The sequence below is a fragment of the Rhodococcus sp. 3258 genome (genome assembly GCF_031456475.1).
GTDB classification, from domain to species: Bacteria; Actinomycetota; Actinomycetes; order Mycobacteriales; family Mycobacteriaceae; genus Rhodococcoides; species Rhodococcoides fascians.
In genome coordinates, this window is record NZ_JAVDUT010000005.1 from 341893 (window position 1) to 355946 (window position 14054).

Genomic DNA, 14054 nt, shown 5'->3' on the forward strand with positions numbered 1-14054 from the left:
CGCGTGCACAATGAGAGCTATGCCTGCTTCGAATCCGATCGCTGCCTGGAAGTCACTCAAGGAAGGCAACCAACGGTTCGTCTCCGGAGAGGTCCTGCATCCGTCGCAGGGGATCGAGGACCGCGCCCGGCTCGAGAGCGCTCAGCACCCCGGGGCCATCCTGTTCGGCTGCGCCGACTCACGCGTCGCCGCCGAGATCATCTTCGATCAGGGCCTCGGCGACATGTTCGTCGTTCGCACCGCCGGCCACGTCGTCGATTCCGCTGTTCTGGGCTCCATCGAGTACGGCGTCGCGGTGCTCAATGCTCCGCTGATCGTCGTGCTCGGACACGACCACTGCGGTGCCGTCCAGGCGACCGTCGACGCACTCGAAAGCGGCGACGTGCCCGGCGGCTACATCCGCGACGTCGTCGAGCGCGTCACCCCGTCGGTGCTCTCGGCCCGACGCGACGGCCACGAAGCCGTCGACGAGTTCGAGGCGCGCCACGTCCAGGAAACCGGCAACCTGCTGATGCAGCGTTCGCGCATCGTCGCCGAGAAGGTCGAAGCCGGCGAGCTGGCGATCGTCGGGCTCACGTACCAGCTGTCCAAGGGGCGTGCGCAGCTTCGCGAGGTCATCGGCGACATCGGCGAACAGCCCGCCTGAACGGTCGAACAGCCCGCCTGACGGTCCGGCAGCCCCCGAAAGCCCGTTCGCCGGTGCGACACGCCGCGTGGGCTCAGGGATAGCGTGGCTTCGGCCGCATACGGTTGATTCGTGTTGGAACCGACCGGGCCATTGCCTCCCGAAATCTACTGGCGACGCCGCGCACTCGCCATCGGTGCGGCCGTTGTCGTCCTCGGCTTGATCGTGTGGTTCATCGCCTCGCTCAGCGGTCGTTCCGACGATCCCGAGGCCGCTCCGGCCGGGGTCGCAGCTCCGGCGACCACGTCCGCGCTGCCGTCGCCCAGCTCGTCTGCCACGCCCGGTGGTTCGGGTGGCTCCGGTGGTTCGGGTGAGGGATCGGGCGGTTCCGGTGGGTCCGGTGGTTCGGGCGGCGGTACCGACTCCGCGGCCGGCGGTGGCACGACAGCAGCAACGACCAGTGGTGCGCCCGCTCCGGCGATCGCCAACCAGTGCCCGGATCAGTCCCTCGCGATCAAGGTGACGCCCGAGAAGGCCACCTATCGCCTCGGCGAAGAGCCGGTGTTCACCGTGGTAATCACCAACATCGGGTCAGCGGAGTGCCAGCGCGACGTCGGTGCCGGGCTGCAGCAGGCGCTCGTCTACACGCTCGACAATCAGCGCATCTGGTCCAACATCGACTGCTTCCCGAACGCTGCGTCGGATCTGCGAACCTTCAAGCCCGGTGAGCAGGCCGGCTTCACGGTGAAGTGGTCGGGCACCAACTCGGTTCCCGGTTGCGGTGAAGAGCGCGTCCCGGTCGGCGTCGGTGCATACCAGGCCATCGCACAGCTCGGCGAACTCAAGAGCGTGCCGGAACCGTTCAACATCACCGGCTGAGTACGGTCGAATCTCATGACCACCCCGACAGCGCTTGCCCGAGCGGCCTACACGACGCTCGAACCCTTCCATGTGACCGCGTACTTCAATCCTGAACTCGGATCTGCGTACGAGGACACCGGACTCGACGGTCATGCCTGGTACGTGGGCGCGAGGGCCGCGCCGATGGGTCCGTGCGCGCCCAGCGTCGTCGCGGCTGCGTTCTACAACTTCAACCCGGTGTTGATCGAGCAGGCGTGGCCGGCCGCTGTGGCCGTCGGTCTGGATGCAGTGTCCGATCGTCGGTGGGCACTGCTCGACTCCGTCCTCGGCGCAGCATTGGGTTCCTTGGCCTCCGAGCCCGATCTCGCGACCATCGCGGAGCGATTGCGCAGCATCGGCGACGCGGCGTCCTTCGCCGGCCGTCCTCTCGCAGCAGCATGGCATTCCACCGAACGACCCGACGTGCCTCATCTCGCCCTGTGGCATTCGATCACCGTGCTGCGTGAATGGCGGGGCGACGGCCACCTCGCCGCCTTGATCGACGCGGAACTCGACCCCGCGGAAGCGGCGGTGTTCCACGAAGCCGTCCGTCCGACACCGCAGCCCGGGCGCCGAGCACTCGGCAAGCGCATCACACAGCTGACGCGACAGTGGTCCGAGACCGAATGGGATTCGGCTGCAGAACGACTCGCCGTCCGGGGACTGCTCACCACTTCTGCCGAGGGGGAGACGTTGACCGAGGCCGGTACCGCTCTCGATCGGCACATCGAGGATCGCACCGACGCCATGGCTTCGGCAGTGTGGAAGACCGTTCCGGATGCGGAGCAGCTGATCACGAGCGCACGGCCCTACGTGAAAGCCGTGATCGACGCTGGTTTCCTCCCGGGGACCAAGAAGCGGTAGGGGTTACCGGTTCTCCCAGTGGTCCCGGGTCTCGGTCGTAGCGCTTCCTAGTCGTAGGGCCCGGAGATCGAGGCCTCTGCCAAGCGCGACAGCCCCTCTCGAATGTGCCTGGCCCACAGGCCGCCGATGCCGTCGACCGACTGCAGATCGGCTGCGGTGGCGGCCAGCAGGCCCTGCAAAGTGCCGAATGCGCCCACGAGTCGGTGAATCTGGCTGAACTGCAACCGCGGCACTCGCGTCAGTACGCGATAACCGCGCGGACTCATCGGGGTGTCCAACGCTTCGATGGTCGCGGGATAACCGAATGCCCGGGACAGAGTCGTCAGGTCCAACAGGTCGACATCGGTCAGCTTGTCCAGCGCCGCGAGCGCTTTCTCCACACCGGTGGTGCTCGACGGTTCGTTGCCGGCGAGATAGTCGCGCACGATCAGTTGACGGTCGATGTCGTTGTCGCCCAACAACTCTTCGAGCTGAAGAGCGAGCTGACGGCCGTCGGTACCGAGCTCGAGGACGTTCTGCTCGATTTCCACCGACACCCGTCGCACCATCTCGAGGCGCTGCGCGACGGTCAACGCGTCGCGCAGGGTCACGAAATCTTCGATCTCCACGACCGAGAGCTGACGCGTGTTCTCGTCGAGCCGGGCCTTGTATCGCTCGAGCGTGGCGACGGCCTGATTGGCGCGCGAGAGGATGGTGGCTGAGCCCTCGACGACGTGCCTGATGCCGCTGATGTAGACACTGACGATGCTCATCGACTGGCTCACGGAGACAACGGGATACCCGGTCTGCATCGCGGTTCGCTCGGCTGCGCGGTGTCGCGTGCCGGATTCGACGGTAGGAATCTTGTGGTCCGGGACGAGCTGAACATTGGCCCGAACGATGCGCTGCCCGTCGGTCGAAAGCACTACTGCGCCATCCATTTTCGACAGCTCGCGCAGTCGTGTCGGCGCGAATTCGACATCGAGCTCGAACCCGCCGTCGCAGATGGCCTCGACCTCTTCGTCGTAGCCCAGGACGATCAATCCGCCGGTGCGGCCGCGCAGGATTCGTTCGAGACCGTCCCGCAGGGCGGTGCCCGGTGCCAGTCGAGCGATGGTCTCGCGTAACGCCGGGGACTGCGCGGCGCCTTCCATGGCCAACCCCCTCGTGTCGTAACGGCATGCGGCAGATCTGGAGCTCGTGCCCAACAAAGACTAACGCGCCGCCGAATGCGGGCCACGCCGTTGCACACGGGCAGCGCCGTAAAGGGTACCGCCCGGTGTCATACCGGCCGCATACGCGTGTACGTCAGGGCCTCACCGACGTTGATGACGGTTTTGACCTTGATGCCGGGCGGGATGGGGCCCGCGTCCTCGGGGACGATGGCGTAGTTGAACCCCAGTCTGGCTGCCTCGGCGAGGCGGCGCCCGAGCCCGGCGACGCGTCGTACCTCGCCGGCGAGCCCCACTTCCCCCAGAATCACCATTCCTGCGGGCAACGGTTGATCACGCACCGCCGAGGCCACCGCAGCCGCCAGAGCCAAATCTGCGGACGGCTCACTCGTGCGCATCCCGCCGACCGTCGCGGCATAGACCTCGGCCTTGGACACCTTCACCCCGCACCGGCGTTCCAGGACGGCCAGAATCATCGCGACACGGGCGTGATCGAGTCCGCTGACCGCACGTCGCGGTGACGGCATGGCGGTGTCGACGATCAGTGCCTGCAACTCGGCCAGCAGCGGTCGCTTGCCGTCCATCGTGACGGTGACGGCGGTCCCGGGGACGGCGTCGTTGCGGTGATGCAGGAACAGCCCGGACGGGTCACTGATGCCGACGATTCCGGTCTCCCGCAACTCGAAGCAGCCCACCTCGTCCGAGGCACCGAACCGGTTCTTGACGCCGCGAATCATGCGCAGCGTGGAGTGCTTGTCGCCCTCGAAGTTGAGGACCACGTCGACGAGGTGTTCGAGCGAGCGCGGGCCTGCCACCGCGCCTTCCTTCGTCACGTGCCCCACGAGCAGAACGGCGACTCCGGTGGTCTTGGCCAGCGTGGTCAACGCACTGGTGATGGCGCGGACCTGAGTGACACCGCCGATGACGCCGTCGACGTCGGCGGCCAGCATCGTCTGCACCGAATCGACGATCAACAGGCTGGGCTTGACCTGTTCGACGTGTCCGAACACGGTTGCCAGATCGGACTCGGCGGCGAGAAAGACGCGCTCGTGCACCGCGCCGGTACGGTCCGCTCGCAGCCGAACCTGCCCTGCCGATTCCTCACCGGTGACGTAGAGCGCGCGGCGATCGGGAGCCGAACGCGCCCACCGATGCACCACCTCGAGCAGCAGCGTCGACTTGCCGACGCCCGGCTCACCGGCCAGCAGAACGACCGAACCGGGGACCAGACCGCCGCCGAGGACACGATCGAACTCGTCGATGCCGGTGGTGTTCGCCTGCGAGGTTGCGCTGCTGATGGTCGTCAGTGCAGCTGCGGGCGTCGTCGGGATCATGGCACCGCCGCCCGAGCGGAGCGCCGATGCACCTGCGCGCGACGTGAGCGGTGCCGCGGTGGCCTGGACCTCGTCCATCGAGCCCCAGTCACCGCATTCGGGACACCGGCCGACCCACTTGGAGACCGAATGATGACACGCGGAGCAGCGGTAGCTCGACTTCAGTTTGACCACGTCGGAAGCCTAACGATGGGCACCGACAGGTCCGGTGACCTCGTACGGCGGGGTCAGTGCCCGCCGCTGTGCTCGGAGACTGCCTCTTCGGAGCGCTCGAGTTCGTGACCGGCGTCGACGGGGACGTTGACGACAACATCGCCCGCATTCGCGAACTCGAAGGTGACCGGCAGCGTCAGGCCCGGGCGCACGTTCTCGCTGATGTCGGCCATCTCGACCTTGATGAGCTGGATCGGAAGCAGAGGATCGTCCAGCTGCGTGTCGGCGGGTGATCCGGCACCGAGCGCGGTCAGCGGAGCGATCTCGGTGCTGCCCGGTTCTGCCTCGTCGACGATGGTGACCTGAGCCTCGGGAGAGGAGATCCCGGTCAGCTCGTCCGCCACGGCGGGGTTGGCGTTGATGGCCGTGAAGCCGAGCTCGACGGTGCCGCCGGGCTCGATGCTGTACTCCTCGGAGGAGGGGTACACGACGTGCACGTTGCGCAGCTGAATGTCTCCGACGTCGACGGAATTGCCGTTGACCGCCGCGACCTGAGTGGCCGTCTGCGAGATCTGACCTGCGCCGCAGGCGGTGAGCACGAGGGTGCCACCAGCGAGAAGCGCGAGGGCAGCGGCCGTTCTGCGATGGCGGCCAAGCGGTGTCGCAGCGTCGATTGCAGTCACTTCGGTCGTCCTCCATGTGGTGCCGGGCCGGCTCGGTCCATCTCGTCCACTAGGCAGAGTAGTAGTTCTCGTCCACCGACCGCTCGTGGGGTCCGCCACTGCTCACGATGCGCCAGGTAGGGCAGCCTTCCGCACGGAACGGGGGTGTTACGACCGCGGCCGAAATGTGGCATCGGATACACGTCGAACGGTCTGTGTCAACCCCTGATTCGGCAGCACTGTGCCCCTGACCTGCGCCGTTGATATTGGGCGTGGTATTCTCGATAAATCGAAAGGGGCACTTGTCACATGATTTTCAAGGTCGGAGACACCGTCGTTTACCCCCATCACGGAGCGGCGCTGATCGAAGCGATAGAGACACGCACCATCAAGGGTGAACCGAGAGAGTACTTGGTTCTCAAGGTCGCGCAAGGCGACCTCACCGTTCGAGTCCCCGCGGACAATGCCGAGTACGTCGGCGTTCGCGATGTCGTCGGGCAAGAAGGCCTCGACAAAGTCTTTCAGGTGCTGCGCGCACCGCACACCGAAGAGCCCACCAACTGGTCGCGTCGCTACAAGGCCAACTTGGAGAAGCTGGCTTCCGGTGACGTGAACAAGGTGGCAGAGGTCGTTCGTGATCTCTGGCGTCGCGAACAGGATCGTGGATTGTCGGCAGGCGAGAAGCGGATGCTCGCCAAGGCGCGTCAGATCCTCGTCGGCGAGTTGGCACTGGCCGAGGGAACCGACCAGGCCAAGGCCGACACCATGCTCGACGAAGTTCTCGCCACCGCTTCGTAGAGTGAGCAGCTTCGCAGAATGAGCAGCTTCGTAGCGTGAACGGTACCGCCGGCGACGTTGTCGCCCTGGTACCCGCAGCAGGTAAAGGCCTTCGGCTCGGACACGACGAGCCGAAGGCTTTCGTCTGTCTGGGTGCCGACTCTCTTCTGACGCGGTCCGTGGACGGACTGCGTGCCTCGGGTGCCGTCGACCGCATCGTCGTCATCGTGCCCGTCGATCTGCTCGACGCGGCCCGCGGGCTCGTCGGCGACGACGTCATCGTCGTGGCAGGCGGCCGCGAACGCACCGATTCGGTGCGCGCCGGTCTCGCCGTCGTCGGAGACGCTTCCGTCGTGCTGGTCCACGACGCCGCGCGCGCTCTCACCCCGCCTGCGTTGATCGCCCGCGTCGTCGCCGAGGTCCGAGCCGGACGCCCAGCGGTCATCCCGGTGCTGCCCGTCGTCGACACCGTCAAGGAAGTCGACCTCATGGGCGCTGTGGTCGGCACGCCCGATCGCGCGAGTCTGCGTGCGGTCCAGACCCCGCAGGGCTTCGACGCCGACGTCCTGCGTCGCGCCTATGCCGCCGCTACCGACATCTCCACCGACGATGCGGGATTGGTCGAGCGCATCGGCGAGACGGTGCACACCATCGTCGGCGACGCGCTCGCATTCAAGATCACCACTCCGCACGACCTACTACTGGCAGAGGCGCTCCTATGAGAGTCGGCATCGGCACCGACGTCCACCCCATCGCTCCCGGCCGACCCTGCTGGCTGGCCGGACTGCTCTTCGAGGACGCGGACGGACTCGAGGGCCACTCGGATGGCGACGTCGCCGCACATGCGCTGTGTGACGCCCTGCTGTCCGCTGCGGGCCTGGGCGATCTGGGGTCGGTCTTCGGCACCGGGCGTCCGGAGTGGGACGGGGTCAGTGGAGCCGCGATGCTGACCGAGGTACGACGGTTGCTCGACGCCGACGGGTTTGCGGTCGGCAACGCTGCGGTGCAGATCATCGGTAATCGGCCAAAGATCGGACCGCGCCGCATCGAGGCGCAGGACGTTCTCTCGGGTGTGCTCGGCGCCCCGGTGTCGGTGTCCGCGACCACCACCGATGGGCTCGGGCTGACCGGTCGCGGCGAAGGAATCGCGGCCGTCGCGACCGCACTTGTCATGACGAGGTAAAACCACCGGTAGCATTGCTGGTCGTGACCCTTCACCTACACGACACCGAGACGAGGGCCCTGCGGGAATTCACCCCCTTGGTCCCTGGCCATGTATCGGTGTACCTGTGTGGGGCAACGGTGCAGGGTGAGCCTCACATCGGCCACGTACGCAGCGGAGTGGCGTTCGACGTCCTGCGCCGCTGGCTGTTGGCACACGACTACGACGTCGCTTTCGTTCGCAACGTGACGGACATCGACGACAAGATCCTGAACAAGGCGCGCGACGCCGGGCGGCCGTGGTGGGAGTGGGCGGCAACGTACGAGCGTTCGTTCACGTGGGCCTACGACCGACTCGGTGTGCTGCCGCCGTCCGCCGAACCGCGTGCGACGGGCCACATCACTCAGATGGTCCAGATGATCGAGCGGCTGATCGAGCGCGGGCACGCGTATGCCGACTCGTGCGGGGACGTGTACTTCGACGTGCAGAGTTTCCCGAGTTACGGCGCGTTGTCCGGTCACAAGCTCGACGACGTACACCAGGGCGAGAGCGTTGCCGAGGGCAAGCGCGATCCGCGCGACTTCACGCTGTGGAAGGGTGCCAAGCCCGGCGAGCCCTCGTGGCCGACGCCGTGGGGCCCAGGCCGTCCCGGCTGGCATCTCGAGTGCTCGGCGATGGCGGAGACGTACCTCGGCGCGGACTTCGACATCCATTGTGGCGGACTCGATCTGGTGTTTCCGCATCACGAGAACGAGCGGGCTCAATCCATGGCGGCCGGCGACGGCTTCTCGCGCTACTGGCTGCACAACGGCTGGGTGACGATGGGCGGAGAGAAGATGTCCAAGTCTCTCGGCAACGTCCTCTCGGTACCCAACGTGCTCAAAAGGGTTCGGCCGCAAGAACTTCGGTTCTACCTCGGTGGCGCGCACTATCGCTCGATGCTGGAATACTCCGACACTGCGCTCGAGACCGCGGCGGTGACGTACCGGGGCATCGAAGGATTCGTCCGGCGAGCTGTCGAACGCGCCGGTGACGTTCCGATGGGCAAGTGGACCGCCGGGTTTGCCGCGGCTCTCGACGACGATCTCGGAGTTCCCAAAGCGTTGGCCGAGATTCACGCCACCGTCACCCTCGGCAACACCGCCCTCGAGTCCGGTGATCTACCGGCAGCCGTGGAGCATGCGGGCAGCGTGCGGGCGATGCTCGACATCCTCGGTGTCGACCCCCTCGATCCGCACTGGTCGAACGACAGTGGTTCGGACGCAGCAGCTCTCGGTGCACTCGGCGTTCTCGTCGAGGCCGAGCTGGAGCGTCGAGCAACGGCGAAGGCGACCAAGGACTGGGCCGTCGCCGACGAGATACGCGATCGACTGGCGCAGGCCGGAGTCGATGTGACAGATACACCCAACGGGCCCGAATGGTCGCTGGGTACGAGCAAGACCGACGAAGCAGGTTTGTGATGGCAGGCAATTCGAGTAGGCGCGGCGCAATCCGCAAGGACGGCACCAAGAAGGGGCAGGTCGCCGGATCCGGAGGCAAGCGTCGTAAGGGCCTCGAGGGCCGCGGCGCAACACCCCCCGCCTCCGAGCGCACCAAGCATCCCGCAGCGCGTCGGGCCAAGCTTGCCGAGAAGTCCGCGCAGAACCGTGGCGGTACCACCGGAGGACGCGCGGGTGGACGTCCGGCCGGACGCAAGGCAGAAGACGGTCCCGAGGTGGTACTCGGGCGCAACCCGGTCGTCGAGTGCCTGCGTGCAGGCGTGCCCGCCACCGCCCTGTGGGTCGCCGTCGGCACCGACAGTGACGATCGACTCAAGGAAGCCGTGCAGCGCGCAGGCGACGCACGGATCTCCATCCTCGAAGTTCCCCGCTCCGATCTGGACAAGCTCAGCGCCAACGGACTGCACCAGGGCCTGGCCCTGCAGGTGCCGCCGTACCGCTACGCGCACCCCGACGATCTGATCTCGAACGCGCGCACGCACCAGGAACCCGCACTGCTGGTGGCGCTCGACAACATCACCGACCCGCGCAACCTCGGTGCCGTCGTGCGTTCGGTGGCCGCGTTCGGTGGCCACGGCGTCGTGATTCCGCAGCGTCGCAGCGCCAGCGTGTCGGCGGTGGCATGGCGTACCAGCGCCGGTGCTGCAGCCCGACTGCCCATCGCGCGGGCGGTCAATCTGACTCGCACACTGAAGGATTGGCAGTCCAAGGGCGTCACCGTCGTCGGCCTCGACGCAGGCGGCGACACCGACCTCGACACCTTCGACGGTAAGGGACCGGTCGTCATCGTCGTCGGATCCGAGGGCAAGGGCCTCTCGCGTCTGGTCAGCGAGACCTGCGACCACATCCTGTCGATCCCGATGGCCGGGCCGGTGGAATCGCTCAACGCATCCGTCGCTGCGGGCGTCGTGCTGGCCGACATCGCGCGTCAGCGTCGAGGCTGAGGTTGCGCAGGGTCGGGATCAGCCGACAGCGCGGAACTGGATCCGCGTTCCCGGGGTCAATTGCGCGGCGGCGGACACATCGTCCAGGGTGACGACGGCGATCACCGGATAGCCGCCCGTGACGGGATGGTCGGCGAGAAACAACACCGGCTGTCCCGAGGGCGGCACCTGAAGTGCCCCGAGAACCATTCCCTCGCTGGGCAATTCGTCGTCGACCGCGCGGGTCAAGGGCTCCACGCCGTCGAGCCTGATGCCGACGCGATCCGAATCCTGCGTGACCGTCCATGGCTGCTGCACCAGAACCGATCGGGCGTGCTCGGTGAACCAGTCCTCGCGCGGGCCGAACGTGATGTGCAGTGTCTGCTCGAGCGGGTTCGGTACTACGAAATCCGTTGCAGGCCACTGGTCTGTGGCGTCGCCGACCGGGAGCGCCGTCCCGGGGGAGAGTCGATCGGGCCCGAGGCCCGACATCGTGTCCGTCGATCTGCTGCCGAGAACCGGAGGGACGTCGATGCCTCCCCGGACGGCGAGGTAGCTGCGCAGACCCGATGTGGGCGGCGACAGAGTCAACTCCTGCCCGGCTCGGACCACGAGCGTCGAATGCAGTCCCTGCACGGTGCCGTCCACGCGGCAGATCACGTGCGCTCCGGTGACGGCCATGACGGCGTCGAACTGGGCACGGACCTGCAGGCCACCGAACGTCACTTCCAGGGTGGCGGCTCCGGAGTCGTTGCCCACCAGACGGTTTGCCGCATCGTGTGAACGCAGATCCGCTGCACCGGACCGTCCGACGCCCACCGCCGCGTGGCCACGTCGTCCACGATCCTGGACGGTGCACAGCGGTCCCGTCTGCAGGACGGTCAGGGTCTTCATGTCGACTCGAATCGGACGGTGGTGCCGGGTGTGAGCAGTGCCGGTGGAGTGCGCTCGCTGTCCCACAGCGTCACGTCGCTGCGGCCGATCAACTGCCATCCCCCGGGTGAGGATCGCGGGTAGATGCCGGAGAACTCGCCGGCCAGACCCACTGCGCCTGCCGGGACGCTGGTGCGCGGTGAATCACGTCGCGGCACGTGCAGTCGGGTGTCGGTGCCGACGAGGTAGCCGAAGCCGGGCGCGAAGCCTCCGAACGCGACTGTCCAGGTCTGTTCCGTATGCGCTGCAACCACTTCGGCGGTGGACAGGCTCGTCAGGCGGGCGACGTCGTCGAGATCAGCGCCGTCGTAGGTGACGGGAATCGTGACCGCCTCGGATGCGGCAGTGGGTTCGTCGACAGCGGGTTCCAGCGCCGCGACCCACTCGAGTATCGGTGCCGGTGCCCCGTCGAAGATCACCAGCACGGTGCGGGCGGCAGGAACCAGATCGACGACCGCGTCCGGCCGTTGGCGGACCATGGACCGGTGATACGACATGGTCTCGGGCAGGTCGGCGAACTCGATCAGCAGCGCGTTCTCGCCTGCGGGGAGGAGGCGCATCAGACGAAGGAAGCGATATCGACAGCGTTGACGCGCAACAGGTCCCGCACGGCATTCGCCATCGCCACTGCGCCGGGGGAGTCGCCGTGCAAGCAGATCGATTCGGCGCGGACTTCGACCGTTGTGCCGTCCACCGCCTCGACCGTACCGTCGGTGATCATCGTCAGTACCCGCTCGGCGACCGCCTCCGGGTCGCTGAGCACGGCTCCCGGTTCCGAGCGCGAGACCAGAGTTCCCTGTGGGGTGTAGGCGCGATCGGCGAAAGCCTCTGCGACCGTGCGTAACCCGACGCGTTCGGCTTCGTCGAGGAATGCCGAACCGGGCAGTCCGAGTACCGGCAGGTGCGGGTCGTACGCGGCGACTGCCTCGGCGACGGCTTTCGCTTGCTCGCGGTGATGCACGATCGCGTTGTACAGCGCACCGTGCGGTTTGACGTACGTGACGGCCGAACCGGCAACTCGGGCAAGGCCGTCGAGTGCACCGATCTGATAGATCACGTCGGCGGTGAGATCTGCGGGGGCGACGTCGAGAAAGCGTCGACCGAATCCGGCGAGGTCCTGATAGCCGACCTGAGCCCCGATCCGCACGCCTGCGTTCGCAGCAGAGCGACACGTGCGCAGAAGAGTGGTCGGATCACCGGCGTGAAAGCCGCACGCGACGTTGGCACTGGACACCACTGCGAGCAACGCGTCGTCGTCGCCCAGAGTCCACGCACCGTAGCTTTCGCCGAGATCGGCGTTGAGATCGATGGCCGTCACCTTGGACAGTCTAGGCGGCGACGAGCCGTCCGGAATTGGCCTTGCGGGTTGCCCCGATGCCGCGGCACACGAGGTAGATGACGAACGAGATGGTCGTGACGAAAGTCGAGACCGGGAGGCCAGGAGCGAGCGAGAGCAAGATGCCACCGACAGCGGCGATCTCGGCGAACAGGATGGACAGCAGCGTCGCCTTCAGCGGGCTGGCCGTGACCCGCGCGGCGGCCGCGGCCGGGGTGATGAGCAGTGAGAGCACCAGCAGCGCGCCGACGATCTGCACGCCGAGTGCACAGGCAACACCGACGAGTACGGCGAACACGACCGAGAGTGCGCGGACGGGGACGCCGCGGGCCAGGGCTACCTCGGGGTCGGTGCTGGCGAACAACAGCGGGCGGTAGACCACGGTGAGCACGATCAGCACGAGAACGGCGCACACCAGCAGCAGCTGGATTCCGCTCTGCCCGACGCCGACGATCTGGCCGATGAGCAACGAGAAGCTGGTGCCGGTTCGGCCCGGGTACAGCCAGATGAACAGCACCGACAGGCCGAGGCCGAACGACATGATGACGCCGATGACCGAGTCTCGGTCGCGGGCCTTGTTGCCGAGCAGGGCGAACATCACCGCGGCGACGACGGATCCGACGATGGCCCCGAGTCCGACGGTGATACCGACGAGCAGTGCAGCGGACGCACCGGTGAGGGAGAGCTCACTCGATCCGTGCACCGCGAAGGCCCACTGCCTACTGACGATGAGCGGTCCGAGCGCGCCGGCGAGCAATCCGAGAATGGCAGCGGCGATCAACGCCTGCTGAACGAAGTCGTAGCTCAGCAGATTCGCCGTGGTGTCGAAGTCGAGCATTTTCGAGAATGCGTCGAGAACCTTCTCGTTCATGCCTTGTCTTCTCCGTCGTGCGGTACGGGTGGGTGGTGGGCACCGGCCGAGCCGAGCGCATCGATCGAGTCGCCGGTTCCGACGACGACGAGCCGACCGCGAACCTTCAACACCTCGACCTCGGTGCCGTACAGCTCGGACAACACTTCGGTGGTCATGACGTCCTCGGGAGTCCCGATCCGGAACCGGCCGTCGACGATGTAGACGACGCGGTCGACGAGCGGAAGGATCGGGTTGATCTCGTGCGTCACGAACAGCACGGCTGTGTCGTGCTCCCGCCGTCGGCGATCGATGAGGCCGGAGACCAACGATTGGTTGGCGAGGTCGAGGCTGAGCAGGGGCTCGTCGCACAGCAGTACCGACGGATCGCCGACGAGTGCCTGGGCGATCCGCAGTCGCTGCTGTTCACCACCGGACATCGAGCCGACCGGTGCGCCGGCGAAGGAATTGGCGTCGACCTGATCGATGGCGCGCTGCACCGTCTCCTTGCGCTGCCGCATGCCGCGCAGTCCCATGCCCCATTTGTGGCCGTCCCAGCCCAGACCGACGAGATCGCGTCCGCGTAGCGGCAGATCGTCGTCGATGTTGCGTTGCTGGGGGACGTACCCCACGCCCGACTGGCCGCGGCGAACGGGACTGCCGCCGATCGACGCGGTGCCGGACGTGAGGTGGTTCTGACCGAGCAGCACCTTGAGCAACGACGTCTTGCCCGACCCGTTGGGGCCGAGGACGGCGACGAACTCGCCCGCCGCGACGGACAGATCCAGGTTCTGCCAGAGTGTGCGGTCGCCGAAGGCCAGTCCGGCATCGCGCAGTTCTACAGCAGGCATGCGTTACAGCTTTCCATCAGCTGCCCACCGATCG

16 protein-coding genes are annotated in these 14054 nt (G+C 66.8%); 8 read left to right on the plus strand and 8 right to left on the minus strand.

Annotated features, from left to right (window positions below; all coding sequences use genetic code 11):
• Window positions 1–19 precede the first annotated feature (19 nt).
• The 3 genes from J2X62_RS17815 to J2X62_RS17825 all read left to right on the plus strand — a co-directional run bounded on the left by J2X62_RS17815 (window position 20) and on the right by J2X62_RS17825 (window position 2389).
• The gene (locus J2X62_RS17815; protein WP_027494350.1) at window positions 20–646 is read left to right on the plus strand and encodes a carbonic anhydrase; all 627 of its coding nucleotides are present in this window, start codon (window positions 20–22) and stop codon (window positions 644–646) included.
• A 111-nt stretch (window positions 647–757) separates the two neighbouring features.
• The gene (locus tag J2X62_RS17820; protein ID WP_027494349.1) at window positions 758–1504 is read left to right on the plus strand and encodes a hypothetical protein; all 747 of its coding nucleotides are present in this window, start codon (window positions 758–760) and stop codon (window positions 1502–1504) included.
• A gap of 15 nt (window positions 1505–1519) precedes the next feature.
• Window positions 1520–2389 carry an SCO6745 family protein gene (locus J2X62_RS17825; RefSeq protein ID WP_032371515.1) on the plus strand — a complete coding sequence of 290 codons (870 nt, stop codon included), beginning with the start codon at window positions 1520–1522 and terminating at the stop codon, window positions 2387–2389.
• Between the two features lie 47 nt (window positions 2390–2436).
• Here the strand turns inward: J2X62_RS17825 and disA are convergent, their stop codons facing one another.
• The 3 genes from disA to J2X62_RS17840 form a co-directional block, all read right to left on the minus strand.
• Window positions 2437–3522, minus strand: a complete 1086-nt coding sequence (gene disA, locus J2X62_RS17830; protein ID WP_027494347.1) for a DNA integrity scanning diadenylate cyclase DisA — start codon at window positions 3520–3522, stop codon at window positions 2437–2439.
• A 128-nt stretch (window positions 3523–3650) separates the two neighbouring features.
• The gene (gene radA, locus J2X62_RS17835) at window positions 3651–5048 is read right to left on the minus strand and encodes a DNA repair protein RadA (RefSeq protein WP_310182287.1); all 1398 of its coding nucleotides are present in this window, start codon (window positions 5046–5048) and stop codon (window positions 3651–3653) included.
• A gap of 53 nt (window positions 5049–5101) precedes the next feature.
• Window positions 5102–5710, minus strand: a complete 609-nt coding sequence (locus tag J2X62_RS17840; protein ID WP_027494345.1) for a hypothetical protein — start codon at window positions 5708–5710, stop codon at window positions 5102–5104.
• A 288-nt stretch (window positions 5711–5998) separates the two neighbouring features.
• On the opposite strand from J2X62_RS17840, the gene J2X62_RS17845 reads away from it, so the two are divergent.
• The 5 genes from J2X62_RS17845 to rlmB are packed head-to-tail and all read left to right on the plus strand — an operon-like array spanning window position 5999 to window position 10071.
• The gene (locus tag J2X62_RS17845; RefSeq protein WP_027494344.1) at window positions 5999–6487 is read left to right on the plus strand and encodes a CarD family transcriptional regulator; all 489 of its coding nucleotides are present in this window, start codon (window positions 5999–6001) and stop codon (window positions 6485–6487) included.
• Window positions 6488–6522: 35 nt separating this feature from the next.
• Window positions 6523–7188: a 2-C-methyl-D-erythritol 4-phosphate cytidylyltransferase gene (gene ispD / locus J2X62_RS17850; protein WP_057472633.1), complete on the plus strand. Its 666-nt coding sequence runs from the start codon at window positions 6523–6525 to the stop codon at window positions 7186–7188.
• Window positions 7185–7649: a 2-C-methyl-D-erythritol 2,4-cyclodiphosphate synthase gene (gene ispF, locus J2X62_RS17855; RefSeq protein ID WP_310182298.1), complete on the plus strand. Its 465-nt coding sequence runs from the start codon at window positions 7185–7187 to the stop codon at window positions 7647–7649. Before ispD ends, ispF begins: the two co-directional genes overlap by 4 nt.
• A gap of 23 nt (window positions 7650–7672) precedes the next feature.
• Window positions 7673–9088, plus strand: coding sequence for a cysteine--tRNA ligase (cysS, locus tag J2X62_RS17860; RefSeq protein ID WP_310182300.1), 1416 nt, complete (start codon window positions 7673–7675; stop codon window positions 9086–9088).
• The gene (gene rlmB, locus J2X62_RS17865) at window positions 9088–10071 is read left to right on the plus strand and encodes a 23S rRNA (guanosine(2251)-2'-O)-methyltransferase RlmB (RefSeq protein ID WP_032373657.1); all 984 of its coding nucleotides are present in this window, start codon (window positions 9088–9090) and stop codon (window positions 10069–10071) included. The genes cysS and rlmB overlap by 1 nt, the downstream gene beginning before the upstream one ends.
• Before the next feature lie 18 nt (window positions 10072–10089).
• Here rlmB and J2X62_RS17870 read toward each other — a convergent pair whose 3' ends face one another.
• From J2X62_RS17870 to J2X62_RS17890, 5 genes are read right to left on the minus strand one after another with little or no spacing between them, the layout of a single operon-like run.
• Entirely contained in the window at window positions 10090–10944 is an 855-nt protein-coding gene (locus tag J2X62_RS17870) for a biotin-dependent carboxyltransferase family protein (protein ID WP_310182303.1), read from the minus strand.
• Window positions 10941–11543 carry an allophanate hydrolase subunit 1 gene (locus tag J2X62_RS17875; protein ID WP_094622820.1) on the minus strand — a complete coding sequence of 201 codons (603 nt, stop codon included), beginning with the start codon at window positions 11541–11543 and terminating at the stop codon, window positions 10941–10943. Before J2X62_RS17875 ends, J2X62_RS17870 begins: the two co-directional genes overlap by 4 nt.
• Entirely contained in the window at window positions 11543–12301 is a 759-nt protein-coding gene (locus J2X62_RS17880) for a LamB/YcsF family protein (RefSeq protein ID WP_094622819.1), read from the minus strand. Before J2X62_RS17880 ends, J2X62_RS17875 begins: the two co-directional genes overlap by 1 nt.
• Window positions 12302–12311: 10 nt before the next feature.
• Entirely contained in the window at window positions 12312–13190 is an 879-nt protein-coding gene (locus J2X62_RS17885) for a metal ABC transporter permease (RefSeq protein ID WP_032364918.1), read from the minus strand.
• A complete protein-coding gene (locus J2X62_RS17890) occupies window positions 13187–14020 on the minus strand; it encodes a metal ABC transporter ATP-binding protein (RefSeq protein WP_027494335.1) in 834 nt (277 codons plus the stop codon). Before J2X62_RS17890 ends, J2X62_RS17885 begins: the two co-directional genes overlap by 4 nt.
• Between the last annotated feature and the right edge of the window lie 34 nt (window positions 14021–14054).

Coding starts and splice junctions, on each gene's coding strand:
- J2X62_RS17890 (WP_027494335.1), bottom strand. CDS start 14,020: ATGCCTGCTGTAGAACTGCGCGATGCCGGACTGGCCTTCGGCGACCGC.
- J2X62_RS17815 (WP_027494350.1), top strand. CDS start 20: ATGCCTGCTTCGAATCCGATCGCTGCCTGGAAGTCACTCAAGGAAGGC.
- rlmB (WP_032373657.1), top strand. CDS start 9,088: ATGGCAGGCAATTCGAGTAGGCGCGGCGCAATCCGCAAGGACGGCACC.
- J2X62_RS17825 (WP_032371515.1), top strand. CDS start 1,520: ATGACCACCCCGACAGCGCTTGCCCGAGCGGCCTACACGACGCTCGAA.
- J2X62_RS17875 (WP_094622820.1), bottom strand. CDS start 11,543: ATGCGCCTCCTCCCCGCAGGCGAGAACGCGCTGCTGATCGAGTTCGCC.
- J2X62_RS17885 (WP_032364918.1), bottom strand. CDS start 13,190: ATGAACGAGAAGGTTCTCGACGCATTCTCGAAAATGCTCGACTTCGAC.
- J2X62_RS17870 (WP_310182303.1), bottom strand. CDS start 10,944: ATGAAGACCCTGACCGTCCTGCAGACGGGACCGCTGTGCACCGTCCAG.
- disA (WP_027494347.1), bottom strand. CDS start 3,522: ATGGAAGGCGCCGCGCAGTCCCCGGCGTTACGCGAGACCATCGCTCGA.
- ispF (WP_310182298.1), top strand. CDS start 7,185: ATGAGAGTCGGCATCGGCACCGACGTCCACCCCATCGCTCCCGGCCGA.
- J2X62_RS17845 (WP_027494344.1), top strand. CDS start 5,999: ATGATTTTCAAGGTCGGAGACACCGTCGTTTACCCCCATCACGGAGCG.